Here is a 24,427-nt window from a genome sequence, read left to right on the forward strand (position 1 = left end):
CGACCTCCCTTACGAACAAGGGAGGTTGTCCGGGCCTCGACCAGACTGACACGCAGGAACAGAGCACGCATTTCGGTCAGTCACTCACCGTGAGACACGCCGGTGGGACGGGTCGGGGAGCACCCTCGGAACAGCCCGGGGCACCTCCCGCCACCTCCCGCCGCCTCATGGAGCCGCCGGCTTCCGCTCCTGCTCGTCGGCCGCCCCGCCGGCCCCGACCAGCCCCGTCCGCACACCGCCGAGACGCGGTTCGAACCGCCGCATCTCGCGCTGCCCGACCGACCCGATGACGCCCGGCAGATACCCCCGGATCCCCTGCATCCCGCGCAGCCACCACTGCGCGTACACATGGCTGGAGCGGCGCTCGATCCCGGCCACGATCCGGTCGACGGCCGGCCCCAGCGGATACGTCTTGTTGGACGGCCACGGCAGCCGCTGCCGCAACTCCCGCATCACATCGTCCTGATCGGCGCCCCGCACCATGTCGGTGTCGGTCCAGGACAGATAGCCGACGCCGACGCGAACGCCCCGGTGGCCGACCTCCGCGCGCAGACAGTGCGCGTACGCCTCCACACCGGACTTGGAGGCGCAGTACGCCGACATCATGGGGGCCGGGGTTATCGCGGCCAGCGACGCGATCTGGAGCAGATAGCCACGGCTCTCCGTCAGCGCGGGCAGGAACGCCCGCGCGGTGACCGCCGATCCGATCAGGTTCACCTCGATCACCCGCCGCCAGGCGACCGGGTCGGAGTCCATGAAGGGCCCGCCGCTCGCGACACCGGCGTTCGCGACGACGATGTCCACCTTGCCGAACCGCTCCTTGACCTCCTCGGCCACGCGCGCCATCGCCTCGTGGTCGGTGACGTCGGCGTACCAGTGGTCGCTCTCGCCGCGCAGCCGCTCCGAGACCCGCTTCAGCTCGTCGGCCTCCAGCCCGACCAGCGCGACCTTCGCCCCGCGCGCGGAGAGCTTGCGCGCGAGGAGCTCGCCGACACCGCGTGCGGCCCCCGTGACGACGGCGACCTGCCCTTCCAGGCTCACCCTGCTCATGCGCCCTCCTTGATCTCTGCGATCTCTGCGATCTCTGCGACAACTGCGGTATTAGCGCCCTCTTCCGCGGTCCCTACGAGGATCTCGGCGCCGTCCGCGGGGTTCCGCGCCCCGGCGGAGCCCGCGTATTCGCGGACGAGTTCCCGGATCCGGGCGGTCACCAGGTCCGGCGCCTCCACCGGAGTCATGTGCCCGAGCCCCGGCAACTCGACACTGCCGACACAGTTCGGCAGCGTCGCCACGAGGGCGCGCGCGTGCACGACCGGGGTCAGCCGGTCCACGCCGCCCGCGATCACCGCCGTCGGCACCTTCAACTCCCTTACACCCGCTTCGAGATCGAGTGTGGCGAGCACGGCCGACCAGGCGTGGCGCACGGCACGCGGACAGGCGTGCACGATCCGGGCGCACGCCTCCACCATGGCGGGGGACGAACCGGGGCCCATGGTCGCGTACTTGAGGATCCGCCGGGCGACGGGCGTGACGGGCCCGAGCGGCGCCCGCGAGCCGAGCACGGCGCCGGTGAGACGCGTCCTGAGCCGTCCGGCGCGCCAGGGCAGCACCCGCGCCTCCTCGACCAGGCGCGTGCTGCCCGTGCTGCACAGCAGAGCCGCCGCCGCGTGCTCCTGGAACCGTGGCCGCGCCGAGGCCGCCATCAGCGTCATACCGCCCATGGAGTGGCCCGCGAGCACGGCCTTCTCGCCCGGCGCGAGGGTGGCCGCGAGCACCGCCTCCAGGTCGTCGGCGAGCGCCTCGGTGCTGTACGCGTCGCTCGCGGGACTGCGTCCGTGCCCGCGCTGGTCGTACGCGATGACCCGGTGGTCGGCGGCGAGGTCCCGGATCTGGGCCGCCCAGAAGGCGGTCGAGCAGGTCCAGCCGTGCGCGAGGACGACGGGGGGCGCGTCCTCGGGACCGTGCACCTCGACGTGCAGTCGCGCGCCGTCCGCGGAGTGCGCGATCAGTTCCCGCGCCGGCACGGGAGGCGCGTACGCCTCGTGTGCCTCGTACGTCAGTCGGCTCACGCCTCTGCCTCCACCTTCTTCTTGCGGGTGCTCCTCGTACGCGGCTCAGGCTCGGCTCCCGGCGCTTCTCCGGGTGCGGGTTCCGTCGCGCGCAGCACGTCGTACTCCGCCAGGTCGACGTGGCGCGTCGCGCTCCGGAACTCGGTCGTCGTGCCGGGCCACACGGTCGTGTTCACACCGTTGGCGTCCAGGTACCAGCTGGTGCAGCCACCGGTGTTCCACACCGTGCGCTTCATGCGTTCCTGGACCCGGTGGTTCCAGGCGTCCACGGCGCCGGCGCGGGCGTCGAGCGCCACGCGTCTCCCGAGAACGTCCAGCTGCCGTACGAAGTCCGCCATGTAGTTCAGCTGGGACTCGATCATCAGGATCATCGAGGAGTTCCCGAGGCCGGTGTTCGGCCCGATGATCGTCATCCAGTTGGGGAAGCCGGCCGCCGTGGCACCGCGCAGCGACTTCATGCCGGTCTCCCACGCCTGCGCGAGCGTCCTGCCGTCCGCGCCGACGACCCGGTCGGCGATCGGCATGTCGGTGACATGGAAGCCGGTGCCGAACACGATCGCGTCGGCTTCGGTCCTCGTGCCGTCGGCGGCGATCAGCGTGGAGCCCTCGATCCCGGCGAGCCCGGAGGCCACCACGTCCACGTTCGGCCGGGTGAGCGCCGGGTAGTAGGCGTTCGACAGCAGGATCCGCTTGCAGCCGATCCGGTAGTCGGGCGTCAGCTTCCCGCGCAGTTCCGGGTCCTTGACGGCGCGCGCGATGTTCCGCTTGGCCAGCCGCTCGACCAGGCCGAGCTCGTTCGGCCGCTTGGTGAACGCCTGTACCTGGAGTTCCCGTATGCCCCAGAGCAGTCCCCGCCTGGCCTGGGCCGTGAAGGGCAGCCGCCGGTGCAGCCAGCGTTCGGCACCGGTGACGGCGCGGTCGACCCGGGGCATCACCCACGGCGGGGTCCGCTGGAAGAGGGTCAGCCGGGCGACGTCCGGCTGGATCGCGGGCACGATCTGGATGGCGGAGGCTCCGGTGCCGATCATGGCGACGCGCTTGCCGCGGAGATCATAGTCGTGGTCCCAGCGGGCCGAGTGGAACACCTTGCCGGGGAAGGTGTCGATCCCCGGGATCGAGGGGATCTTGGGGTCGGAGAGCGGCCCGGTCGCGGACACCACGACGTCCGCGGTCAGGAACCCGGAACTCGTCTCGATGCGCCAGTGGAGCCTGCCCGTGTCCCAGGTCATCATCTTGACCTCGGAGTCGAACCGCAGATGAGGACGCAGCCCGAAGACGTCCGCCACGTGCTCCAGGTACGCGCGGATGTGCTCCTGCCCGGAGAAGGTGCGGGGCCATTCGGGGTTGGGCGCGAACGAGAACGAGTACAGGTGCGAGGGGACGTCGCAGGCGCACCCGGGATAACTGTTGTCGCGCCAGGTGCCGCCGACGCCTGCGGCCCGTTCCAGGACCACGAAGTCGGTGATCCCCTCGCGTCGAAGCCGTACGGCGGCGCCCAGCCCGCCGAACCCGGATCCGATCACCGCCACCCGTACATGCTCGTGCTCGGTCATCCCGACGCCTCCCTGGCCCGCCCGATCCCGCCAGTGAACACTGGCACAATCGGGAGGGTAGAGCAGCTTCGTACTCATGGGTAGGGGTCGCGACCGGGAAAGTTACCGGGGGTACGACGTAGGGTGCGGACGTGGCCGAGGGATCAGGAAAGCGCGGCGCGGAGACGCGAGCAGGGGGCACGGCGACGCGGAGGTCCGGCAGGCGCCGGCCGGACGCGCCGGCGGGCACGGCCTCGGAGCCGGACCCCACACCACCCACCGGCACCGCCGGCCCCAAGTCCCCCACGGGCACCACCCTCCCCACACCACCCACCGGCAATGTCCGCCCCAAGGCGCCCACCGGCACCACCCGCTCCGCCCCGGACACCGGCCACCGCGAGTACCGCATGGAGGAACTGGCCGAGGAGGCCGGCATCACCGTGCGCACCCTGCGCTTCTACCGGGAGCGCAAGCTCATACCGCCGCCCCGCCGCGAGGGCCGCATCGCCTGGTACGACGACACCCACCTGGCCCGGCTGCGCACGATCTCGGCGCTGCTGGAACGCGGCCACACCCTGAACGGCATCGCGGAACTCGCCGAGGCCTTCGACCACGGCCGCGACGTCGGCGAACTGCTCGGCCTCGGCGAGCCCACCGAGGAGACCCCGGTCCGCCTCTCCCCCGAGGAACTGGCCGACGTCTTCGCGGGCCAGGCGACCGGCGAGAACCTCGCCGCGGCGCTCGACCTCGGTTATCTCGGCACGGACGGCGGCGAGATCGTGCACGTCAGCCGCCGTCTGCTCGACGTGTCGGCCGCCCTGGTCCGCGAGGGCATCCCGCTCGCGGACGTCCTGACGGCGGCCCGCCGCGTACGCGAGCACACGGAGGCCCTGGCCGAACTCTTCACCACCCTGGTCCTCACCGAGGACCGCACCCCCGAGGACCTCCAGCGCCTGCGCCCCCTGGCGAAGAGCGTGGTGGAGGCGGAACTGTCGATGGCGATGGACCGGCGGCTGCGGGATCACCGGGAACCTCGGGAGGAGCGGGACCCACGGGATCACCGGGAGGAGCGGGGGCGCCCCGCACCAGGGGCGTGACGAAGTCCGCTCAGAGCTCGTAGACCACCGTGACGGGCGCGTGGTCGGACCACCGCTCCTCGTGGGTCGCCGCGCGCTCCACGAACCCCTTGACCGCCTTGCCCGCGAGCCCGGGCGTGGCGACCTGAAGGTCGATCCTCCAACCTGAGTTGTTCTCGAAGGCCCGCCCCCGGTACGACCACCACGTGTACGGTCCCTCGGTGTCCGGGTGCAGGGCGCGCACGACGTCGGTGTATCCGCCGTCGTCCGGGTCGAGGACGCGGCCGAGCCACTCCCGTTCCTCGGGCAGGAAGCCGGAGTTCTTCTTGTTGGCGCGCCAGTTCTTGAGGTCGGCCTCCTGGTGGGCGATGTTCCAGTCGCCGCAGACGACGACCTCGCGCCCGTCGGCGGCGGCCCGCTCCCTCAGCCCCTTCAGATAGGTGAGGAACTCGCCCATGAACCGGACCTTCTCGTCCTGGCGCACGGTGCCGACCTCGCCCGAGGGCAGATAGAGGCTCGCGACGGTGACACCGGGCAGGTCCGCCTCGACGTAGCGCCCGGTGGAGTCGAACTCCTCGGACCCGAAGCCGATCCGAACACGGTCGGGCTCGCGGCGTGTGTAAAGGGACACACCCGCGCGGCCCTTGGCGGCGGCGGGGGCGTGGACGACGTGCCATCCGCCGGGCGCGCGCACCTCCTCGGGGAGCTGCCCGGGCTCAGCCCGTACCTCCTGGAGGCACAGCACGTCAGCGGAGGTCTCGGCGAGCCACTCCACGAAACCCTTCTTCGCGGCGGCCCGGAGCCCGTTCACATTCACAGAGGTCACAGTCAGCACCCGGGCACGATACTTAATCCGTACGGCCGCACAGAACTCGATCTCCGTCGGCGCGGCCGGACACGGGCATTTCCCGCCCACCCTTTCAGCTATCGCATAGATGTACGGTAATACGCATGCATTTCCGTCCGGTCACCTTCGACCACCCCGACGCCGTGAAGCTCAACGACCAGGTTCAGGCCGAATACGCCGTGCGCTACGGCGACGGCGGCGACGCCACGCATCTCGACGCGCGGATGTTCGTCCCGCCGCTCGGCCTCTATCTGATCGCGTACGACGAGGGTGACCGCCCGGTGGCCACCGGCGGCTGGCGCACCCAGGACGAGAACGACGAGGGCTACTCGGACGGAGACGCCGAGCTCAAGCGCATGTACGTGACCCCCGAAGCCCGCGGTCTCGGCCTCGCCCGGCGCATCCTGGCCGCGCTTGAAGAGGACGCCCGCACGGCCGGCCGCGCCCGCATGGTCCTGGAGACGGGCGCCAAGCAGCCCGAGGCGGTCGCCCTCTACGCGTCGAGCGGCTATGAGCCGTGCACCAAATTCGGCTACTACCGCTTTCACGAACTGAGCCTCTGCTACGCCAAAGCCCTCTAGTCATCGGGGCGGTGTTCATCCGGCACCGCCCCGACGACCGAGCGCCTGGAGGCCGACCAGATGTCCACGACCCGACCTTTCCCGTACGTCCGGCCGGGAGCGACAGCGGCGGTGGCGGGGCCGGCCGCCGCGCTGGCCCTGACCCTGGCCCTGACCGGCTGCACCGCCGACCGGAACAACTCCGCCGCGCCCGCCACGGCGTCCTCGCGGGCTTCGTCGCCGGCGTCCTCGTCGAAGGCGTCGCCGGCCTCCGACCGTACTCAGTACCTGCCCGGCGAGTCCGTCACCAAGGCTCCGGACCTGCCCGACGGAAAGGTCGTCGCCCGGACCGCGAACGCCCACGGCAACGCGGAGATCGACGTTCCCGGCGGAATCGGCCCCGGATCCCTGTCGATCGCCGTGAACTGCGAGGGCCGGGGAACGCTGAACGTCTCGGTGGACCCCACCGGGTTGAGCTTCCCGCTCACCTGCGCCGCCGGAAAGGTCAGCGGCATCCTCAACCGCCTGGACCGGCGCCACGCCGACAGCCACGCCCACGCGACGGTGACCGTGACGGCCTCCACGGGCATCCGCTGGTCCCTCACCGTCGGGCGGTGACCGAAGGCCCGGGGCCACCGGCGGGAGTTGCCGTCATCGGCTCCGGACATGGCAAGAGGCCCGCTCCCACTGGTGGGAACGGGCCTCTTGGCTGCGGTGGACCTGTGGGGATTTGAACCCCAGACCCCCTCGATGCGAACGAGGTGCGCTACCAGACTGCGCCACAGGCCCTTGCAACGAGTGAAACTCTAGCATCCCGATCGAGGTGCTCGGTAATCCGTTCCTGCCTGGTCAGCCGGGCAGCAGCGAGCACCCGTCGCCCCACCCGTCACTCGTTGGCGGCACGCGGACGTTCGCCGTCCTCGTACTGATCGAACAGGGGTGTCCGGCCGCGCTCACGGGCCCGGCGCGCGGACGCCGCCCGCCGGGCGTCGCTGCGACTGTCGTCCGCCGCCTCGTCGCCGTCGAGCCCCTCGGAGAGGTCCTCGTCGACGGCCGGCTCCATCTCGGGCGCGCTCGGTTCGGCCGCGCTGGAACGCGCGGAACTCCACGCGTCCGGAGCTCCCAGGTCCACGCTGGACGTCGCCCGGGGCGCGACCGGCGCGGTCACATAGGTCGGCAGGGGAACCGGCACCGGGTCCCAGCTGTCCCCCTGCGCCGGCCCGCACTGGCGTTCGCGCTGCTGGTCGACCCACTCGGCGTGGTCGGTCTGCTCGACGAGGGCACGGCGGTCGGCGGCGAGGGCGAGGAGGCCGGGGTCGGTGTCGTGGACGGAGCCCGCATCCGGTTCATCCGCCGCGGGGTCCACGGAAGGCCGTCGCCGGGGCTGCCGCTCCCGGAGCCGCTGCGCCGCGACCTCGGCCCTGCGTCGGTCCATGACGTAGGTGAAGCGCCGCCGCTCCTTGACGCGCAGATGCACGATGTACGAGCTCAGCATCACGGCCGGCACCGCGGGCGCCCACAGGAACGTGAGCCCGCCCACCGCCGCGACGATCGCGCCGAGGGTGAAGGCGAGGAACAGCAGGACCGTCGTACGCCGCCGACGCGCGAGGACCTTGGTACGCCGGGCCCGCGCCGCGGCCTCCGCGGAGACCACCCGGCGGGCGCCGGGCGTGGACGGCACGGCCTGCTGGGGCACGGACTTGGCCGCGGGTCTCGGCGCGGGCGTGCCCGACTGGTGCGGTACGGACCGGGCGCCGCCCGAGGTCGCGTACGCCCCGCTCTCCTTGCCGGCCGCACGTGCGGCGGACTCCTGTTCCGCCTGGACCGGTTCCGGCGCCTGCACCCGTTCCTGTACATGCGGACGGTGCCGGTCCGTCGCCTGGGGCCGGGGCGGGGATACGGCGAAGGCCCGGACGTCCACCGAATCGGTGACGCCGTCCGGGTCGGCGCTGGGCTCCTCCTCCTCGGTGGAGCGCGCGCGCAGGTCCTTGGCGTATCGACGCTCCATGCCCGACCGTCCGGACAGCAGCCGGATGGCGGTGCTGAAGCGTTCCGTCGGACGAGCCTCGTTCAGCTCGTCCTGCCTACGGAGCCACATCGGCACCAAGTAGGCGGCCCAGGCCCCGACAATGACTGCGTAGATGAGGCCGCTGCTGCTCACGCCTCACACGGTAGAGGGGTTTGTGTGAGGCCATCTGCCAATTGAGTCGGTGTGTCGCACGATCCGGCTGATATTTCGAGCTTTTTTTGCGACCGATGCGATCAGCAGGCCACCGCGAGCGCGAATTTAATGCCCTGACGCGATCGCTCGCCGATCATTTTCGAACACCTATTTCATTTTCCGGCGTTACCCGACTTCCCCGGCTTCTGCCGGCCGGACTGTTCCGATCCCACCTGACCCGAACGGTCCGGCGCCGAACGCCTCCGGCGCCAGCGGGCGAGCAGCCCCTCGGGCACTTCCTCCGCGGTGAGCGCGAAGACGAGATGGTCCCGCCAGGCACCGTCGATGTGGAGATAGCGCGGGCGCAGCCCTTCCTTGCGGAATCCGAGTTTCTCCACGACCCTGCGGCTGGGCCCGTTCTCGGGGCGAATACAGACTTCGATGCGGTGCAGTCCGACGGTGCGGAAGCAATGGTCGCTCACCAGCGCCACTGCCGTCGGCATCACTCCGCGGCCGGCCACCGACTGGTCCACCCAGTAGCCGATGTGCCCGGAGCACATCGAGCCCCAGGTGATCCCGGCCACCGTGAGCTGACCGACGAGCCGGCCCTGGTACTCGATCACGAAGGGCAGCATCCGGCCCGAGTTGGCCTCGGCGCGCAGATGGCGGACCATCTGCCGGTACGTCGGCCGGTGCGCTATCGGGCCGCTGGGGGTGGGGGGCGGGATCGTGGCCTCCCAGGGGCGCAGCCAGTCGCGGTTGCGCCGGTTCACCTCGCGCCAGGCCCGCTGGTCGCGCAGCCTTATCGGCCGGAGGACGACATCGCCGTCCACCAGCTCGACCGGCCAGGACGGGCTGTTCAGCTCGCACCCCCACTGCCGCTGGGTCTCTGGTGGTCGCCGCCGCGGATCTGGTCGACGGCGTGGATCAGGAGGGGTTCCAGGACGGCCAGTCCGTCCCTGACCCCGCCGGTGGAGCCCGGCAGGTTGACGATCAGCGTCCCGCGGGCCACTCCGGCGAGTCCCCGCGAGAGCGCCGCGGTGGGCACCTTGTCCCTGCCGAACGCCCTGATGGCCTCCGGGATGCCGGGAATCTCGTGGTCGAGCACGCGCAGGGTGGCCTCGGGGGTGCGGTCGGTGGGTGAGATCCCCGTACCGCCGGTGGTGACGATGACGTCGTAGCCCGCCTCGACTCCGGCGCGCAGCGCCTCCTCCACGGGGTCCCCGTCGGGCACGACCCAGGGGCCGTCGACCGCGAAGCCGGATTCCGCGAGGCCCGCGGCGATCAGGGGTCCGCCCTTGTCCTCGTAGACACCGGCGGCGGCTCGGTTGGAGGCCGTGACGACCAGCGCGCTGTAGTCCGCCGGGAGCGCCCCGCCGATGACGGTGTCGCCGCTCACGCCCGGCTCCAGTCGCCCGATTTCCCGCCCGTCTTCTCTTCCACCCGTACGTCCGTGATGACAGCCCCCTTGTCGACAGCCTTGACCATGTCGATCACGGTGAGGGCCGCCACGCTGACCGCGGTGAGGGCTTCCATCTCGACGCCCGTGCGGTCGGTCGTCTTGACGGTGGCGAGGATCTCGACGGCGTCGTCCGTGACCGACAGATCAATCTTGACACCGGACACCGACAACGGGTGGCACAGCGGGATCAGGTCGGGCGTGCGCTTGGCTCCCATGATCCCGGCGATGCGCGCGGTGGCGAGGGCGTCGCCCTTGGGGACGCCCTCTCCGCGCAGCAGTTCCACGACACGCGGCGAGACCAGGACCCGGCCGCTCGCGCGCGCGGTGCGGGCGGTCACGTCCTTCGCGGACACGTCGACCATACGCGCGGCGCCGGCCTCGTCGATGTGTGTCAGCCGGTTCTGCGCGGGCGGTCCGGAGGTCTCCCCCCGGGACGGAACAGTCATGTGCGTGGGCGCTCCCGGTCAGGGCCCGTCGCGGTGCGGCGCGTGGGCCTGGTGTGCGCGACACGTTACCGCCCGTCCGCCCGCCACTACGCCCGCGGTCAGGGGCTGTGCGCCCCTCGCGCGACCTTGGCACCCCGCGGTGAGGCCCCCGGCGGGCGCCGGCCGCGCCCGGCCGTTCAGCCGAGGAGCACCACCTCGACCTCGGCGCCGGGCTCGACCGAGGTGTCGTGCTCGGGGACGACGATCAGCGCGTCGGCGTGCGCGAGGGCCGCCACCAGGTGGGATCCGGCGCCGCCGACGGGCGTCACGGTGCCGTCCGCGTACGTCCCGCGCAGGAACTGCCGACGGCCCTTCGGCGAGGTCAGCGCCTTGTCCGCGGAGAGCTTCGCCCTGGTCGTGGGCCGGTGGACGTCCGTCAGTCCCATCAGGGTGCGGATGGCGGGGCGCACGAAGAGCTCGAAGGAGACGTAGGACGACACGGGGTTGCCGGGGAGCGCGAGCAGCGGTGTGTGGTCGGGGCCGATGGACCCGAAGCCCTGGGGTTTGCCCGGCTGCATGGCGAGGGTGCGGAAGTCGATGCCGCCGCCCTCCTCGTCCTCGTCGGCGACCGACGACAGTGCTTCCTTGACGACGTCGTAGGCGCCGACGCTCACCCCGCCGGTCGTGACGAGCAGGTCGGCGCGGACGAGTTGGTCCTCGATGGTCGAGCGCAGTGTCTCGGCGTCGTCGGCGACGGCGCCGACGCGGTAGGCGATGGCTCCCGCGTCGCGGGCGGCCGCGCAGAGGGCGAAGCTGTTGGAGTCGTAGATCTGGCCGGTGCCCAACTCCTCGTCGGGCTGGATGAGTTCACTGCCGGTGGACAGGACGACCACGCGTGGGCGGGGGTGCACCCGCACGGTGCCGCGGCCGATCGCGGCGAGCAGGCCGATCTGCGGCGGGCCGAGGACGGTGCCGGCTTCGAGGGCGCGGTCGCCCGCCTTCACATCGCTGCCCTTGGCGCGTACGTGCGCGCGTGGCTCGGCCTGGCGGTGGACGTGGACCTGTCCGTAGGCACCCTCGGGGGACGCGCTGTGCGCGCGCATCCTGGAGACCGGTCCCTCGCCGAGGCCGCCGTCCGTCCACTCGACGGGGACGACCGCTTCGGCGCCGGGCGGCAGCGGGGCGCCGGTCATGATGCGGGCGGCCTGGCCGGGGCCCACGTAGGGCTGTTCGGCCTGGCCGGCCGCGACATCGCCGACGACCGTCAGGACCGCCGGGTATTCCTCGCTCGCGCCCGCCACGTCCGCGACCCGGACCGCGTACCCGTCCATCGAGCTGTTGTCGAACGGTGGCAGGGAGACCGGCACCGTGACGTCCTCGAGCAGGACGCAGCCCTGGGCGTCGAGGAGTTGGAGCTCGATGGGTTCGAGGGGGCGGACGGTGGTGAGGATGTCCTCCAGGTGGTCGGCCACCGACCAGAGGTGTTCCTGGCCGGTGGTGCGGGTCGCGGCGCTGCTCAAAGTCCCTACATCTCCTCGGCTACGTAACTGCGGAGCCAGGTCCGGAAGTCCGGGCCCAGGTCTTCACGTTCGCATGCGAGTCTGACAATGGCACGCAGGTAGTCGCCGCGGTCCCCGGTGTCATAGCGGCGGCCCTTGAAGACGACGCCGTGCACGGGTCCGCCGACCTTCTCGTCCGCGGCGAGCTGCTGAAGGGCGTCGGTGAGCTGGATCTCGCCGCCGCGGCCCGGCTCGGTCTTGCGCAGTATGTCGAAGATGTGCGGGTCGAGAACGTAACGTCCGATGACGGCGTAACGGCTGGGCGCGTCCGCCGCGTCCGGCTTCTCGACCAGGCCGGTCACCTTGACCAGGTCGCCCTCGTCGGTCTCCTCGACGGCGGCGCATCCATAGAGGTGGATCTGCTCGGGCGCGACCTCCATGAGCGCGATGACGCTGCCGCCGTGCCGCTCCTGGACCTCGACCATGCGGGCCAGCAGAGGGTCGCGGGGGTCGATCAGGTCGTCGCCGAGGAGTACGGCGAAGGGCTCGTGGCCGACGTGCGGGGCGGCACACAGGACCGCGTGACCGAGGCCCCTGGGGTCGCCCTGACGTACGTAGTGCATGGTCGCGAGGTCGCTGGACTCCTGGACCTTGGCGAGCCGGCTCGCGTCGCCCTTCTTCTGGAGGGCGGATTCCAGCTCGTAGTTGCGGTCGAAGTGGTCTTCGAGGGGGCGCTTGTTGCGGCCTGTGATCATCAGGACGTCGTCGAGACCCGCCGACACGGCCTCTTCGACCACGTACTGGATCGCCGGCTTGTCGACGACCGGCAGCATCTCCTTGGGAGTGGCCTTGGTGGCCGGCAGGAACCGGGTGCCGAGGCCTGCCGCGGGAATGACAGCCTTGGTGATCCTGGGGTGTGACTCAGTCATGTCCGCAACCATAACCGGTGGCTATGTGCGGAATCTGTGCTCCCGGTCAATTCACGGTCATATGAACGGATTAAGAGAACTACAGGAGTCGACTGTGAGACACGTCGGACGTGAACCAGAGCCTGACAAGCGAACGTTGCGGCGGGGATTCCTGTCGGTGAGAAACGGGTTGACGGCCGGTGACGTGCGGAAGACCGCCGCCGCCCTCGCCGTCCGCGCCCTGGAGCTGCCCGAACTGGCACAGGCCCGCACGGTGGCGGCCTATGTCTCCGTCGGGAGCGAACCGGGCACCCTCGCGCTCCTGGACGCGCTCCGCGCGCGCGGGGTGCGTGTCCTGCTGCCGGTCCTGCTGCCGGACAACGACCTGGACTGGGGCGCGTACACAGGGCCGGGCTCCCTCGCGGAGGTCAGGCACGGCGGGAAAATGGCCCTCTTGGAGCCCGTGGGCGAGCGGCTGGGGCCTGAGGCCGTCCAGGACGCCGACGCCGTTCTGCTGCCCGGCCTCGCCGTCGACACCCTCGGTATGCGGCTGGGGCGCGGCGGAGGCTCGTACGACCGTGTGCTGGCCCGTCTGGACCGCGCGGGCGCCGACCCCGCGCTCGTGGTGCTCCTGTACGACACGGAGGTCGTGGACCGTGTCCCGGAGGAAGCGCACGACCGGCCCGTCCACGCGGTGGTGACGCCCTCCGGCGTGCGCCGCTTCCGCTGAGGCACGGAGGCGGCGAACGGCGGACGGCATACCTGGACCCCGACGGCGGACGGCTGACGGCTGACGGCTGACACGAAAGCGGCCCTCCACGCACGCGTGGAGGGCCGCTTTCACCGGCTTCAGGGTGTCGGGCCCGGCGAGAACGCCGGCCGCCGAAGCGTCAGGGCTTCAGGACCAGGGTGTCGCTCGTCCTGTCGTCGACGGCCTTCTTGGTGAAGGCCCACGGCAGGAGCTCACCCTTGGCCCACAACTCCGTCTGGTCGGTGTAGTGCGCGCTGTAGGCGTGCCCCGAGGCGCCCGAGAGGTTTATCCACTTGGACTTGTCGAGGTCCCCGAGGTTGACGACCATCCGCATCGAGGGGACCCAGACCACTCCGTAGCCGCCCGCCGCGTTCCAGCCGGTCGCGTTGACCGTCGCCTCGCCGCCGCTGAGGTTCCAGGGGCCGCGGTTGAGCATGTACTGGAGGAAGCCGGGGCCTTCGGTACCGAGCGTCTGGTTCTTCAGGAACAGGCGGTGCAGCCGGCCCCAGCTCCAGGTGTCGATGTCCTTGCCGAGCTTGGCGGTCAGCTCCCAGCGGGCGTCCGTCATGGCCCGGCTGAACAGCTTGTCCCGGGTGGTGGTCGCGTCCTGGGTGCGCGTCCTGGGCAGCTTCCACCAGTCGTTGTTCTCGTCGTCGATGATCTTGCGGATCACCTCGAACCAGCGGTCGCCGCCGTCCGGCTGCGCCTGGTCCGGCTCGCGCTCGCCGCACTCGCGCACCATCTGGTCCTCGTCCGCGGGACCGGTGGTGTCGATGCGGTCGACCCACAGGCACTGCCCCTTGACCCGCAGTTCCTTGGGCAGCTTGTTGCCGAAGGCGAGCTTCAGGATGTTGCGCCAGGTGGCGTTGAAGTAGGCGGCCGCGGCGGAGTCGGCGTCCTGGGTGTAGTCCCAGCCCTCCAGAAGCTTCTGCGCGTCGCGGACGTCCTTGTCGGGCACGTCGATCTTGAGCAGCTTGGGCACGATCAGCTTGGCGATCTCGCTGCTGTTGTCGAGCTGCATCTGGCGCATGTCATCGGTCGAGATCTTGGCGCCGCCCTTGGTCTTCGCCTCGATCAGATCGGTGATCCGCTGGCTGCGGGTGCCGTAGCCCCAGTCCGTGGTGAGCGTGTACGGGTACTTGTCCGGCTCGACGACCGCCTGGTTCGCGGTCACGATGTAGCCGCGCTTGGGGTTGTACTCGTACGGCAGCGCGGACTGCTTGATGTAGCCCGTCCAGCGGTACTTGGAGTTCCAGCCGGGCGAGGGCAGCGAGCCGTCGTCGCCCTTGGCGCGCGTGGGGATCCTGCCGGGCAGCTGGTAGCCGATGTTGCCGCTCGCGCCGGCCCCGTCGGCGTAGACCAGGTTCTGGGACGGCACCTGGAAGGAGGTGGCCGCCTTGCGGAACTCGGTCCAGTTCGACGCCTTGTCCATCTCGAAGACGGCGTCCATGGTGTTGCCCGGGTCCAGCGCGGTCCAGCGCAGTGCTATCGCGTAGCCGTCGCCGCGGTCGGGCGCCCCGGCGTCGACCGTCGCCTTCTTGCCGACCTGGACGAGTTCGTCGTCACGGTCGGAGAGCAGCGGCATTCCGTCCTGGGTCTGCCGGACGACGATCGTCTTGGCGGAACCGCCCGCGACCTTGATCGTTTCCTTGCGGGTCGTGAACGGCAGCACCTTGCCGTCGTACTCGTAGCCCTCGCCGGTGATCTTCTCCAGGTAGAGGTCGGTGACGTCGACCCCGGAGTTGGTCATGCCCCAGGCCATGTCCGCGTTGTGGCCGATGACCACGCCGGGCATGCCCGCGAAGGTGTAGCCGGTGACGTCGTACTGGCACTTGGCGGAGACCGTGGTGCAGTGCAGGCCCATCTGGTACCAGACCGAGGGCAGCGACGCCGACAGGTGCGGGTCGTTCGCCAGCAGCGGCTTGCCGGTGATGGTGTGGCTTCCGGCGACGACCCAGGAGTTGGAGCCGATGCCGTTGCCGTTCACGCCGACGGCGGTGGGCAGGCCGTCGAGGACCTTGTAGAGCCCTGAGAGCTGGCTCTGGAACCCGGAGGGCGCCGCGGTGTTGCCCGCGAGCCCCGTGCCCGCCGTGGTCGTCGAGGCGGTGTCCGAGGAGCTGTACGTCCCGGTGACACTGTCGTACGCGCCCTCACGGACGATCGTCTTGTTCCGGCTGTACGGGTACTCCGGGTACAGGTCCGCGATCTGCTTCGGGCCGAGCCGGCTCGTCATCAGGGAGCGGTCGATCTCCTCCTGCATGTTGCCGCGCAGGTCCCACGCCATCGCCTTGAGCCAGGAGACCGAGTCGACCGGGGTCCACCGGGTCGGCTCGTAGTCGTTGGTGAAGCCGAGAGCGGCGTACTCCAGGGAGATGTCCTCGCCGCTCTTGCCCTTCAGGTAGGCGTTGACACCCTCGGAGTACGCCTGGAGGTACTTCTTCGTGGAGGCCGACAGCTTGGTGTCGTACTCCTTCTTCGCGATCCGGTCCCAGCCGAGCGTGCGCAGGAACTCGTCGTTCTTGACCTGGCCCTCGCCGAACATCTCGGACAGCCGGCCCGATGTCATGTGGCGGCGCACGTCCATCTCGTAGAACCGGTCCTGCGCCTGGACGAAGCCCTGGGCCATGAACAGGTCCGCGTCGGACGAGGCGTAGATCTGCGGGATCCCGTTGCCGTCGCGCTGCACGGTCACGGGCCCCGAGAGTCCGTCGAGCCGGATGGAGCCCTTGGTCTGCGGGAATGAGGCACGCACAGTGCTGACGCCCCAGTACCCGCCGAAGGCGATGCCTCCGATGACGGCGAGAACCAGGACAATCAAGAACAGTCGGGCTTTGCGCCCCTTCTTCCTGCCGGACTTGCCGGGCTGCTGGCCGGAAGAGGCGGTGGTGTTGGGGGGCATCGCTGTCCTTGCTGTCCTAACGCGAGCGGCAGGCGGTCCTGGAGTGCTGGGGCAACCATAGGCGCAGGGCCAACCGCGCCTTTACGCGGAGTAGGAAACCGGGAAGCACGACCGTTCGATCTTGCCTCCGGGAACGTCAAGAAAGCGTCAAGAGTTAGGTAAGGTAACGAAGTACTTGCACTGAAGTGGCCGGCTTCCGGTGCTCAGATCCGGATACCGCCCGCGGACCCGGATCGGCGAGAAAGGAACAGCCCCTGACTGTCCACCACCTCAACCAGCTCCTGCTCGTGTGCTCGCTCGTCCTGCTCCTCGCGGTGGCGGCGGTCCGGATCTCCTCACGCAGCGGGCTCCCCACGCTGCTCGTATATCTGGGGATAGGCGTCGCGATCGGCCAGGACGGAGTCGGCGACGTCCATTTCAGCAACGCCGAACTGACCCAGGTCATCGGATACGCGGCCCTGGTCGTGATCCTGGCCGAGGGCGGTCTCGGCACGAAGTGGAAGGAGATCAGACCGGCCCTGCCGGCTGCCTCCGCGCTGGCGACGGTGGGCGTCGCGGTGAGCGTCGGCGTCACGGCCACGGCCGCGCACCATCTGATCGGTCTCGAGTGGCACCAGGCGCTCATCATCGGGGCGGTCGTCTCGTCGACGGACGCGGCGGCGGTCTTCTCGGTCCTGCGCAAGATCCCCCTCCCCTCGCGCGTGACGGGCATCCTGGAGGCCGAGTCGGGCTTCAACGACGCCCCGGTGGTCATCCTGGTCGTCGCGTTCTCCACAGCGGGCCCGGTGGAGCACTGGTACACCCTGATCGGCGAGATAGCGCTGGAGCTGACCATCGGCGCCGCCATCGGTCTCGCGGTCGGCTGGCTGGGCGCGTACGGACTGCGGCACGTCGCGCTGCCCGCCTCGGGCCTGTACCCCATCGCCGTGATGGCGATCGCCGTCTCCGCCTACGCCGCCGGCGCGCTCGCCCACGGCAGCGGCTTCCTCGCCGTCTACCTCGCCTCCATGGTGCTCGGAAACGCGAAGCTGCCCCACTGGCCCGCCACGCGCGGCTTCGCCGAGGGGCTCGGCTGGATCGCCCAGATCGGCATGTTCGTGCTGCTCGGCCTGCTGGTCACCCCGCACGAGATGGGTGACGACATCGTCCCGGCCCTCGTCATCGGCCTGGTGCTGACGATGGTGGCGCGGCCGCTGAGCGTGGTCGCCAGCCTGCTCCCGTTCCGCATCCCGTGGCAGGAGCAGGCCCTGCTGTCCTGGGCGGGACTGCGCGGCGCCGTGCCCATCATCCTGGCGACGATCCCGATGGTGAGCGGCATCTCCGAGAGCAAGCGGATCTTCAACATCGTCTTCGTCCTGGTCGTCGTCTACACCCTCATCCAGGGGCCCACCCTGCCCTGGCTGGCCCGCAAGCTCCGGCTCGGGGAGTCCGCCGGGGCCGCCGACCTCGGCATCGAATCGGCACCCCTGGAGCGGCTGCGAGGACATCTGCTGTCCGTCGCGATCCCCAAGGGGTCGCGTATGCACGGTGTCGAGGTGGGCGAGCTGCGGCTGCCTCCGGGGGCGGCGGTCACCCTCGTCGTACGCGACGCGAAGTCCTTCGTACCGATGCCGACGACGGTACTGCGGCTCGGCGACGAACTGCTGGTCGTGGCGACCGACCCGGTCCGCGACGCGACCGAGAGACGCCTTCGCGCGGTGGGCCAGGGCGGCAAGCTCGCCGACTGGCTGGGCATCGGCGGCGACGGAACGGAACACCGGACACAGCACCGGACGGGTCTGTGAAGTGACCGCCGGGCTTCCCGCCGGACTCTTACGAAACGCCGGACGCTCTTCTTAAGAAGCACGGACCGCGACCCTGACGAAAAATCGAACACAAATTGCGGAAAACGAGAGGCGTTCACAGGCGTACGACCGGACAGTGCTCCTTTTCACAGGCCCGGACCGGCACCCACCCCCTGTACGATGAACGCACACCTTGATCGAACCAACTCTGCCTGACGCAGAGCTGGCGCGACCGTATGGCGGCCGTGACGTCCTTCCGCAGTGGACGCCGGTATCTACCGCAGATCCGCGCAAGAGGACAGCTCTCGGCGCCCCCGCACGGGCGCGCTACCAGGCGGCAGAAAGGCACGGGCCGTGGCATCCACGGTCACCTCCCGCCCTGGGTACGGACAGCTGCTGCGTACCCGCGGCGCCTGGACGTTCCTGCTCCCCGGCTTCGCCGCCCGTCAGCCGTTCGCCATGCTGACGATCTCCATCGTGCTGCTCGTGCAGCACACCACCGGCTCGTACGGAGCGGCCGGCGCGGTCGCGGCCGTCACCGGTGTCTCCATGGCCCTCGTCGCGCCCCTCACCGGGCGTCTGGCCGACCGGCACGGACAGCGGGCCGTCCTGCTGCCCGGCGTCCTCGTGCACGCCCTGGCCGGCTTCTCCCTGACCGCGCTCGCGCTGGCGGACGCCCCCCTGTGGGTGCTTTTCGCCGCCGCCGTGCCGACCGGTGCCTCGGTGCCGCAGGTCGGCCCGATGGTGCGGGCCCGCTGGGGCGTCAAGCTCCAGGACTCGCCCCTGATGCCGACCGCGGCCGCCTTCGAGTCCGTCACGGACGAGCTGACGTTCGTCTTCGGCCCCCTGCTCGCCACCGCGCTGTGCACGGCCGTCGCCCCCGCCGCGGGCCTGCTGACCGAGGCGTCACTGACCCTCGTCGGCGGTCTGCTGTTCGCCGCGCAGAAGAGCACACAGCCCGCGGTCGCCGCCGCCGGGCACGCGCGCGTGGAGCACGGTTCCGCCCTGCGGATCCCCGGGGTACGCGTTCTGATCATGACCTTCCTGGGCATCGGCACCGTCTTCGGCGGCATGCAGGTCTCGCTGGCCGCGTACAGCGAGTCGATCGGCGAGCCCGGCCTGAACGGTGTCCTGTACGGGGTCTTCGCGGCGGGCAACATGCTCTCGGGCGTCGTCTGCGGCGCAGTCGCCTGGAAGGCGGCCCCGCAGCGACGGCTCGTCATCGGGTACGCCGCCCTCGCGGTGGCAGCCTCCGGGCTGTGGGCCGCCAATTCGGTGATCCTTCTCGCCGGCCTCGGCCTGGTGGTCGGCATCTGCATCGCTCCGGCCCTGATCACCGGCTACACCCTGGTCGACAGCCTCGTTCCGCGGGGCGCCCGCACGGAGGCGTTCACCTGGCTCACCGGAGCCGTCGCGCTCGGCCAGGCGGCGGCCGTCACCGTCGCGGGACAGATGGAGGACAGGCTCTGGGACGGCGCCGGGTTCCTGGTGCCGATGGCCGGTACGGCGCTGGCTCTGGCGGCTCTCGTCGCACTGCGTTCGCGCCTCGCCACAGTGGCCCCGAGCCGCGCCGTCGCACGTGGCGTCGGTCACCGCGTGCCGGTGACAGTGGACTGATCTCGCGGAATACGTCAGTATGGACCGTCGTTAGCACTCACTGAGTGAGAGTGCCAGGAGGAAGACAAGTGCCGACCTACCAGTACCAGTGCACCGAGTGCGGCGAAGGCCTCGAGGCGGTGCAGAAGTTCACCGATGACGCCCTGACCGTATGCCCCGACTGCGACGGCCGCCTGAAGAAGGTGTTCTCGGCCGTCGGCATTGTCTTCAAGGGCTCGGGCTTCTACCGCAACGACAGCCGCGGCTCCTCGTCGAGCAGCTCGCCGGTGTCGAAGCCGTCCACGTCCTCGACCTCGGACGCGAAGTCCTCGTCGCCGGCGTCCACCTCGTCGTCGTCCTCGGGCGCGAAGTCGTCGGGCACCGGTTCGGCAGGCAGCTCCGCCGCCTGAGGCTCCCCGGTCCGCCGGGGCTCGCGTCCCGGCCAGCCGTCGCCACAAGGCCCCGTCAGGCCTCACAGGACTCGTTTCCACGGGACCCCGTCGTCGTACGACGACGGGGTCTTCGGCGTTCCTACGGGACCGGGCTTCGGTCCGCTTCCGCGACGGGGCCATCTCGAACCGCTTCCGTCACGCGACCTTCGGCCTGGTCCGCCACCGGGCCTTCGGCCTGCTTCCGGCGGGTGGGCTTCGGCCTTCGTCCGCATTCCGGTAGGGGGCTTCGGCCTTCTTCCGGCGGGTGGGCTTCGGCCTTCTTCCATCCGGGGCAGCCCGTAGGGTGCCGTTCATGGCGAACACGGAGAACCCACAGACCCCGGCCGGGGAGCAGTCGACGGCCTCGGCCGAGATCGGCGTCATCGGCGGCTCGGGCTTCTACTCCTTCCTCGACGACGTGACCGAGCTGCGGGTGGACACCCCTTACGGTCCGCCGAGCGACTCCCTGTTCCTCGGCGAGATCGCCGGCCGGCGGGTCGCCTTCCTGCCCCGCCACGGCCGCGGCCACCATCTGCCGCCGCACCGCATCAACTACCGGGCCAACCTGTGGGCACTGCGCTCCGTCGGCGCCCGCCAGATCCTCGGCCCCTGCGCCGTGGGCGGACTGCGTCCCGAGTACGGGCCCGGGACCCTGCTCGTCCCGGACCAGTTCGTGGACCGTACGAAGTCGCGGGCGCAGTCCTACTTCGACGGGCTGCCGCTGCCGGGCGGCGCGATGCCGAACGTGGTGCACGTGTCGCTGGCCGACCCTTACTGCCCCGTCGGCCGCCAGGTCGCCCTTGAGTCCGCGCGGGGACGTGACTGGGAAGCGGTCGACGGCGGCACGCTCGTGGTCATAGAGGGGCCGCGGTTCTCCACTCGGGCCGAATCCCTCTGGCACCAGGCGCAGGGCTGGTCGGTGGTCGGCATGACCGGGCACCCCGAGGCGGCGCTCGCCCGCGAACTGGAGCTCTGCTACACGTCGTTGACACTGGTCACCGACCTCGACGCGGGCGCCGAGACCGGCGAGGGCGTCTCGCACGACGACGTGCTGAAGGTGTTCGCGGCGAACGTGGACCGGCTGCGGGGGGTGCTCTTCGACGCGGTCGCGGGGCTGCCGGCGAGCGGATCACGGGACTGTCTGTGCACGAAGGCGCTGGGCGGGATGGACCCCGGCTTCGAGCTGCCTTAAGGGCATCCGCTGCATCTGCGGCATCCGCGGCGTCCGCGCCGCCCAGGGTCCGGGACGGGGTGACCGTCCGGGCCGTTGGGTGTCGGGGCCGGGGTGAGGTGGGGTGACAGGGACGGGGTGGCGGGGCCCGGGTGGAGTGGGGTCGGGTGACGGTCCGGGACGGGGTGACGTGACGGTCCGGGGCGAGGTGACGATCCGGGCCGGGCCGGGGTGACGGGGACCTGGGTGGAGGTGGGGCGGCGAAACCTCCCGTTCGGGTGAGGGAGTTGTCCACAATCCCCGGGTGGTCCACGGGTGCCTGCGCGCTTCGCCGCGAGACCTCATCGTGGGATCGCAAGCCGGTCCCTCGTCACAGGTGGTGGTCACCATGGCACAGCCCTGTCAGTACATTCGCCCGCCCGGCGCGGACACACCTCCCACGTGCGAGGTGCCGCAGTTCGCGCCCGTCCGTGTGCGCGGCGGGCGCCAACGGCTGCGGCTCCTCACGTGGCACAAGAGGCGCGCGGCCGCGGCCGGCCTGGCCATGACGGCGGCCGCTCTCGTGGCGGCCGGCCCGGGCGATGCCGGGCGGGCGCGCGGACACCCGGCGTCCACGCCCTCCGCGACCACCGCGTCCGCCCCCGGCACGGCTTCCTCTCGCGCGGGCGGACCGGGCGCGGTCGAGACGGTGCGGGCACCGGTCCGGATCGCGGACGGCGCCACGGTCGGCCTGCTGCGTCCCGGCGACCGGGTCGACGTGGTCGCGGCGGACAGCGGCGGCAAGGTCCGGGTGGTCGCGGCCGGGGCGCGTGTCACCGGGGTTCCGGACGTCGGCACCACCGACACCGGAGCGCTGGTCGTCCTCTCGGTTCCGCGCGCGACGGCCGCGCGGCTGGCGGGCGCCGGCACCACATCACGGCTGGCGGTGACACTTCGATGACCGCCGAAACCGTGTCAAGTGCCTCGTTCGAGCTACCCAGTTCGCAAGGCCCGTCATGCCCTGCCGTAGGTTGCGGAGCTGTTTGTTCCACAACCTGTGCGGAGGGGCCTCCTAGTGAGCGAAAACAAGCAGTCCGGCGTCTGGGAGGGCTTCAAGGCCTTTCTCATGCGGGGCAACGTCATCGACCTGGCTGTCGCCGTGGTCATCGGTGCCGCCTTCACCAACATCGTCAACGCCGTGGTGAAGGACATCATCAACCCGCTGGTCGGCGCTGTCGGCACGAAGAACCTCGACAACTACACCTCCTGCCTGGAGGCCCCCTGCAAGGGCACCGGGGCGAACGCCACGGGCATCCACATCATGTGGGGCTCGGTGCTCGGTGCCGCGCTCAGCTTCGTGATCACCGCGAGCGTCGTCTACTTCCTGATGGTGCTGCCGATGGCCAAGTTCCTGGCCCGGCAGGCGGCGCGCCAGAAGGCGAAGGAAGGCACCAGGGAGATCATCGAGGTGTCCGAGCTGGAGGTGCTGAAGGAGATCCGCGACGAGCTGGTCGCCCAGCGCGGTCAGGGACGCCGCGAGTACTGACGCCGAGGCCGGGTGCGCACGCCCGGCAGCCCGTCGGGCGCCGGCACCCGGAGACCGTGGGCCGACCCAGGGGTGAGGACACCCCGGGACGGGCTCAGATGTGGTGGGGCGGCTTCTCGTCGAGGAAGCGCTTCAGGTCGGCGGCACTGTCACCGGTGCTGTCGGCCCGCTCGCCCCACCCACGGTCCGTATCGTCCGAGGACTGCTGGTTCAGCGGATCGTCGAAGACCAGGGCAGGCTTCGGATCGCGCGGTTCGGGGGCGGGGGCGGGACTCATGGGCCCAGGGTACGCCGCAGGGGTGAGGGCCCACCCGGACCGGCCCGGGCACCTCGAGGCCACGGCGGCCGCGCCTCCCCGGCGCCCAGGCCGCCCGGCACCCCGTCGGACCTTCACCACCCGCGTCGCTTGTGAAGGCATTCACAAGAATTTCCGGCACTTTTCTGCTGTGCTTGGCCCCATGACCTCCCGTTCCGCTCCGGAATCCGCATCGTCACCACGGCCCGCGGGGCACCGGCCGCTGCGCAGAATGACCGCACGCGGCCGCGACGAGGTGCACCGGGTCGCCTCGCCGCTGGAGCTCCTGTTCGACCTGTGTTTCGTGGTGGCCATCGCCCAGGCGGGCGGCGAGCTGGTGCACGCCGTTGCGGAGGGGCACGCGGGCCAGGGCATCCTCGACTACGCGATGATCTTCTTCGCGATCTGGTGGGCGTGGATGAACTTCAGCTGGTTCGCGTCGGCCTACGACAACGACGACGTGCTCTACCGGGTGGTCACGCTGGTACAGATCGCCGGCGTCCTGGTCCTCGCGGCCGGGGTGTCCAAGGCGTTCGGGAGCCACGACTTCCTCGTCGTCTGGCTGGGCTACGCGATCATGCGGTTCGCGATGATCGCGCAGTGGCTTCGGGTGGCCCGGTCCACGGAGGGGACGGAGAGAACGACGGCACTGCGGTACGCGGGCGGCGTACTGCTGTGCCAGATCGGCTGGCTCGGCCTCCTGTTCGCGCCGGAGGCCAGCCGCCCCTGGGTCTTCCTGGTGGTGGCCGTCGCCGAGCTGTGCGTCCCGCTGTACGCGGAGAAGGACTTCACCACGTCCTGGCATCCGCACCACATCGCCGAGCGCTACGGGCTGTTCACGATCATCGTGCTGGGCGAGACGATCGCCGCCGCCACGGTCGCGGTGAAGTCGGCCGTCGACGAGCACGACGCCCTGGGCGAGCTGCTGCCCATCGCCGCGGGCGGCCTACTGATCGTTTTCTCCGCGTGGTGGATCTACTTCGTGGTGCCGATCCACGGCCATCTGCGGTCCAGCGGGCAGGCCTTCCTGTGGGGCTACGGCCACTATCTGATCTTCGCGTCGGCCGCGGCGATCGGTGCGGGTCTCGAAGTCGCGGTGGAGCAGACGGTCGGCACCGCGCACATCTCGGCGCTCTCGGCGTCCGCCGCGGTGACGCTGCCGACCGCTCTGTACTTCCTCACCGTCTGGGGACTGCACTCCCGCCATTTCAAGGTCGGCATCGCCCAGCAGCTCGTACTGCCGACCACCGCGCTGCTCGTCATCCTGTGCACCTTCCTGGGCGACTGGGCGGTCCTGGCCGCGGGGATCGTCTCCGCGCTCGCGGTGGTGGTCGGGGTGGTGATGACGACGCGGACGGTGACACGGCAGGCGGTGACCGGAACGGCTGGAAGCGTGTAGAGAGGGGACGCCGGGGCCCGCGGTGAGGGAAGACTGG

General features: G+C 70.7%; 23 protein-coding genes and 1 tRNA gene. 11 read left to right on the forward strand and 13 right to left on the reverse strand.

Features of this window, described 5'->3' with window-relative positions:
• Window positions 1-165 precede the first annotated feature (165 nt).
• From ABZV42_RS00830 to ABZV42_RS00840, 3 genes are read right to left on the reverse strand one after another with little or no spacing between them, the layout of a single operon-like run.
• The gene (locus ABZV42_RS00830) at window positions 166-1,050 is read right to left on the reverse strand and encodes an SDR family oxidoreductase (RefSeq protein WP_355982127.1); all 885 of its coding nucleotides are present in this window, start codon (window positions 1,048-1,050) and stop codon (window positions 166-168) included.
• Window positions 1,047-2,069 carry an alpha/beta hydrolase gene (locus tag ABZV42_RS00835; protein ID WP_355982125.1) on the reverse strand — a complete coding sequence of 341 codons (1,023 nt, stop codon included), beginning with the start codon at window positions 2,067-2,069 and terminating at the stop codon, window positions 1,047-1,049. The genes ABZV42_RS00830 and ABZV42_RS00835 overlap by 4 nt, the downstream gene beginning before the upstream one ends.
• Entirely contained in the window at window positions 2,066-3,622 is a 1,557-nt protein-coding gene (locus tag ABZV42_RS00840) for an NAD(P)/FAD-dependent oxidoreductase (protein WP_355982123.1), read from the reverse strand. Before ABZV42_RS00840 ends, ABZV42_RS00835 begins: the two co-directional genes overlap by 4 nt.
• A gap of 386 nt (window positions 3,623-4,008) precedes the next feature.
• Between ABZV42_RS00840 and ABZV42_RS00845 the strand changes: the two genes are divergently transcribed.
• Window positions 4,009-4,698, forward strand: coding sequence for a MerR family transcriptional regulator (locus tag ABZV42_RS00845; protein ID WP_355982325.1), 690 nt, complete (start codon window positions 4,009-4,011; stop codon window positions 4,696-4,698).
• Window positions 4,699-4,708: 10 nt separating this feature from the next.
• Here ABZV42_RS00845 and ABZV42_RS00850 read toward each other — a convergent pair whose 3' ends face one another.
• Entirely contained in the window at window positions 4,709-5,512 is an 804-nt protein-coding gene (locus tag ABZV42_RS00850) for an exodeoxyribonuclease III (protein ID WP_355982121.1), read from the reverse strand.
• Between the two features lie 116 nt (window positions 5,513-5,628).
• Between ABZV42_RS00850 and ABZV42_RS00855 the strand changes: the two genes are divergently transcribed.
• Together ABZV42_RS00855 and ABZV42_RS00860 are read left to right on the forward strand one after the other, a co-directional pair.
• Window positions 5,629-6,105 (forward strand): GNAT family N-acetyltransferase, encoded by a 477-nt coding sequence (locus ABZV42_RS00855; protein ID WP_355982119.1) that lies wholly within the window; start codon window positions 5,629-5,631, stop codon window positions 6,103-6,105.
• Window positions 6,106-6,165: 60 nt separating this feature from the next.
• Entirely contained in the window at window positions 6,166-6,702 is a 537-nt protein-coding gene (locus ABZV42_RS00860; RefSeq protein ID WP_356050570.1) for a hypothetical protein, read from the forward strand.
• Between the two features lie 97 nt (window positions 6,703-6,799).
• Here the strand turns inward: ABZV42_RS00860 and ABZV42_RS00865 are convergent.
• From ABZV42_RS00865 to galU, 7 genes are all read right to left on the reverse strand, one after another.
• Window positions 6,800-6,873, reverse strand: a tRNA-Ala gene (locus ABZV42_RS00865).
• A 97-nt stretch (window positions 6,874-6,970) separates the two neighbouring features.
• Window positions 6,971-8,245 carry a gephyrin-like molybdotransferase receptor GlpR gene (gene glpR, locus ABZV42_RS00870; RefSeq protein ID WP_356050571.1) on the reverse strand — a complete coding sequence of 425 codons (1,275 nt, stop codon included), beginning with the start codon at window positions 8,243-8,245 and terminating at the stop codon, window positions 6,971-6,973.
• Window positions 8,246-8,418: 173 nt separating this feature from the next.
• The gene (locus ABZV42_RS00875) at window positions 8,419-9,081 is read right to left on the reverse strand and encodes a GNAT family protein (protein WP_356050700.1); all 663 of its coding nucleotides are present in this window, start codon (window positions 9,079-9,081) and stop codon (window positions 8,419-8,421) included.
• Window positions 9,082-9,104: 23 nt separating this feature from the next.
• Window positions 9,105-9,644, reverse strand: coding sequence for a MogA/MoaB family molybdenum cofactor biosynthesis protein (locus tag ABZV42_RS00880; protein WP_355982113.1), 540 nt, complete (start codon window positions 9,642-9,644; stop codon window positions 9,105-9,107).
• Complete coding sequence (gene moaC, locus ABZV42_RS00885; RefSeq protein ID WP_355982111.1) at window positions 9,641-10,153, reverse strand: cyclic pyranopterin monophosphate synthase MoaC; 513 nt, start codon at window positions 10,151-10,153, stop codon at window positions 9,641-9,643. Before moaC ends, ABZV42_RS00880 begins: the two co-directional genes overlap by 4 nt.
• 176 nt (window positions 10,154-10,329) lie before the next feature.
• The gene (glp, locus tag ABZV42_RS00890; protein WP_355982109.1) at window positions 10,330-11,652 is read right to left on the reverse strand and encodes a gephyrin-like molybdotransferase Glp; all 1,323 of its coding nucleotides are present in this window, start codon (window positions 11,650-11,652) and stop codon (window positions 10,330-10,332) included.
• Window positions 11,653-11,657: 5 nt separating this feature from the next.
• Window positions 11,658-12,560: a UTP--glucose-1-phosphate uridylyltransferase GalU gene (gene galU / locus ABZV42_RS00895; RefSeq protein WP_355982107.1), complete on the reverse strand. Its 903-nt coding sequence runs from the start codon at window positions 12,558-12,560 to the stop codon at window positions 11,658-11,660.
• A gap of 94 nt (window positions 12,561-12,654) precedes the next feature.
• Between galU and ABZV42_RS00900 the strand changes: the two genes are divergently transcribed.
• Complete coding sequence (locus ABZV42_RS00900; RefSeq protein ID WP_356050572.1) at window positions 12,655-13,269, forward strand: 5-formyltetrahydrofolate cyclo-ligase; 615 nt, start codon at window positions 12,655-12,657, stop codon at window positions 13,267-13,269.
• A 160-nt stretch (window positions 13,270-13,429) separates the two neighbouring features.
• Here ABZV42_RS00900 and ABZV42_RS00905 read toward each other — a convergent pair whose 3' ends face one another.
• Entirely contained in the window at window positions 13,430-16,189 is a 2,760-nt protein-coding gene (locus ABZV42_RS00905; RefSeq protein ID WP_355982103.1) for a penicillin acylase family protein, read from the reverse strand.
• Between the two features lie 254 nt (window positions 16,190-16,443).
• Here ABZV42_RS00905 and ABZV42_RS00910 point away from each other — a divergent pair, with 254 nt between their 5' ends.
• The 6 genes from ABZV42_RS00910 to mscL all read left to right on the forward strand — a co-directional run bounded on the left by ABZV42_RS00910 (window position 16,444) and on the right by mscL (window position 22,696).
• Window positions 16,444-17,973: a potassium/proton antiporter gene (locus ABZV42_RS00910; RefSeq protein WP_356050701.1), complete on the forward strand. Its 1,530-nt coding sequence runs from the start codon at window positions 16,444-16,446 to the stop codon at window positions 17,971-17,973.
• A gap of 354 nt (window positions 17,974-18,327) precedes the next feature.
• Entirely contained in the window at window positions 18,328-19,590 is a 1,263-nt protein-coding gene (locus ABZV42_RS00915; RefSeq protein WP_355982101.1) for an MFS transporter, read from the forward strand.
• Between the two features lie 68 nt (window positions 19,591-19,658).
• Complete coding sequence (locus tag ABZV42_RS00920) at window positions 19,659-19,979, forward strand: FmdB family zinc ribbon protein (RefSeq protein WP_355982099.1); 321 nt, start codon at window positions 19,659-19,661, stop codon at window positions 19,977-19,979.
• Between the two features lie 334 nt (window positions 19,980-20,313).
• Window positions 20,314-21,192, forward strand: a complete 879-nt coding sequence (locus ABZV42_RS00925; RefSeq protein WP_355982097.1) for an S-methyl-5'-thioadenosine phosphorylase — start codon at window positions 20,314-20,316, stop codon at window positions 21,190-21,192.
• Between the two features lie 367 nt (window positions 21,193-21,559).
• Window positions 21,560-22,111 (forward strand): hypothetical protein, encoded by a 552-nt coding sequence (locus tag ABZV42_RS00930; RefSeq protein WP_356050573.1) that lies wholly within the window; start codon window positions 21,560-21,562, stop codon window positions 22,109-22,111.
• Window positions 22,112-22,225: 114 nt separating this feature from the next.
• Window positions 22,226-22,696 (forward strand): large conductance mechanosensitive channel protein MscL, encoded by a 471-nt coding sequence (gene mscL / locus ABZV42_RS00935; protein ID WP_356050574.1) that lies wholly within the window; start codon window positions 22,226-22,228, stop codon window positions 22,694-22,696.
• A gap of 94 nt (window positions 22,697-22,790) precedes the next feature.
• On the opposite strand, the gene ABZV42_RS00940 is transcribed toward mscL, so the two are convergent.
• The gene (locus ABZV42_RS00940; protein WP_355759474.1) at window positions 22,791-22,973 is read right to left on the reverse strand and encodes a hypothetical protein; all 183 of its coding nucleotides are present in this window, start codon (window positions 22,971-22,973) and stop codon (window positions 22,791-22,793) included.
• 181 nt (window positions 22,974-23,154) lie between these two features.
• Between ABZV42_RS00940 and ABZV42_RS00945 the strand changes: the two genes are divergently transcribed.
• The gene (locus ABZV42_RS00945; RefSeq protein WP_355982091.1) at window positions 23,155-24,390 is read left to right on the forward strand and encodes a low temperature requirement protein A; all 1,236 of its coding nucleotides are present in this window, start codon (window positions 23,155-23,157) and stop codon (window positions 24,388-24,390) included.
• Window positions 24,391-24,427 lie beyond the last annotated feature (37 nt).

This window comes from Streptomyces sp. NPDC005281, assembly GCF_040607495.1.
Classification (GTDB): domain Bacteria; phylum Actinomycetota; class Actinomycetes; order Streptomycetales; family Streptomycetaceae; genus Streptomyces.

Bases quoted from the DNA above. Each gene is read 5' to 3' on its own strand.
- ABZV42_RS00830 (WP_355982127.1), bottom strand. From the start codon at position 1,050: ATGAGCAGGGTGAGCCTGGAAGGGCAGGTCGCCGTCGTCACGGGGGCC.
- ABZV42_RS00840 (WP_355982123.1), bottom strand. From the start codon at position 3,622: ATGACCGAGCACGAGCATGTACGGGTGGCGGTGATCGGATCCGGGTTC.
- ABZV42_RS00845 (WP_355982325.1), top strand. From the start codon at position 4,009: ATGGAGGAACTGGCCGAGGAGGCCGGCATCACCGTGCGCACCCTGCGC.
- ABZV42_RS00855 (WP_355982119.1), top strand. From the start codon at position 5,629: ATGCATTTCCGTCCGGTCACCTTCGACCACCCCGACGCCGTGAAGCTC.
- ABZV42_RS00860 (WP_356050570.1), top strand. From the start codon at position 6,166: ATGTCCACGACCCGACCTTTCCCGTACGTCCGGCCGGGAGCGACAGCG.
- moaC (WP_355982111.1), bottom strand. From the start codon at position 10,153: ATGACTGTTCCGTCCCGGGGGGAGACCTCCGGACCGCCCGCGCAGAAC.
- galU (WP_355982107.1), bottom strand. From the start codon at position 12,560: ATGACTGAGTCACACCCCAGGATCACCAAGGCTGTCATTCCCGCGGCA.
- ABZV42_RS00905 (WP_355982103.1), bottom strand. From the start codon at position 16,189: ATGCCCCCCAACACCACCGCCTCTTCCGGCCAGCAGCCCGGCAAGTCC.
- ABZV42_RS00925 (WP_355982097.1), top strand. From the start codon at position 20,314: ATGGCGAACACGGAGAACCCACAGACCCCGGCCGGGGAGCAGTCGACG.
- ABZV42_RS00930 (WP_356050573.1), top strand. From the start codon at position 21,560: ATGGCACAGCCCTGTCAGTACATTCGCCCGCCCGGCGCGGACACACCT.
- ABZV42_RS00940 (WP_355759474.1), bottom strand. From the start codon at position 22,973: ATGAGTCCCGCCCCCGCCCCCGAACCGCGCGATCCGAAGCCTGCCCTG.
- ABZV42_RS00945 (WP_355982091.1), top strand. From the start codon at position 23,155: ATGACCTCCCGTTCCGCTCCGGAATCCGCATCGTCACCACGGCCCGCG.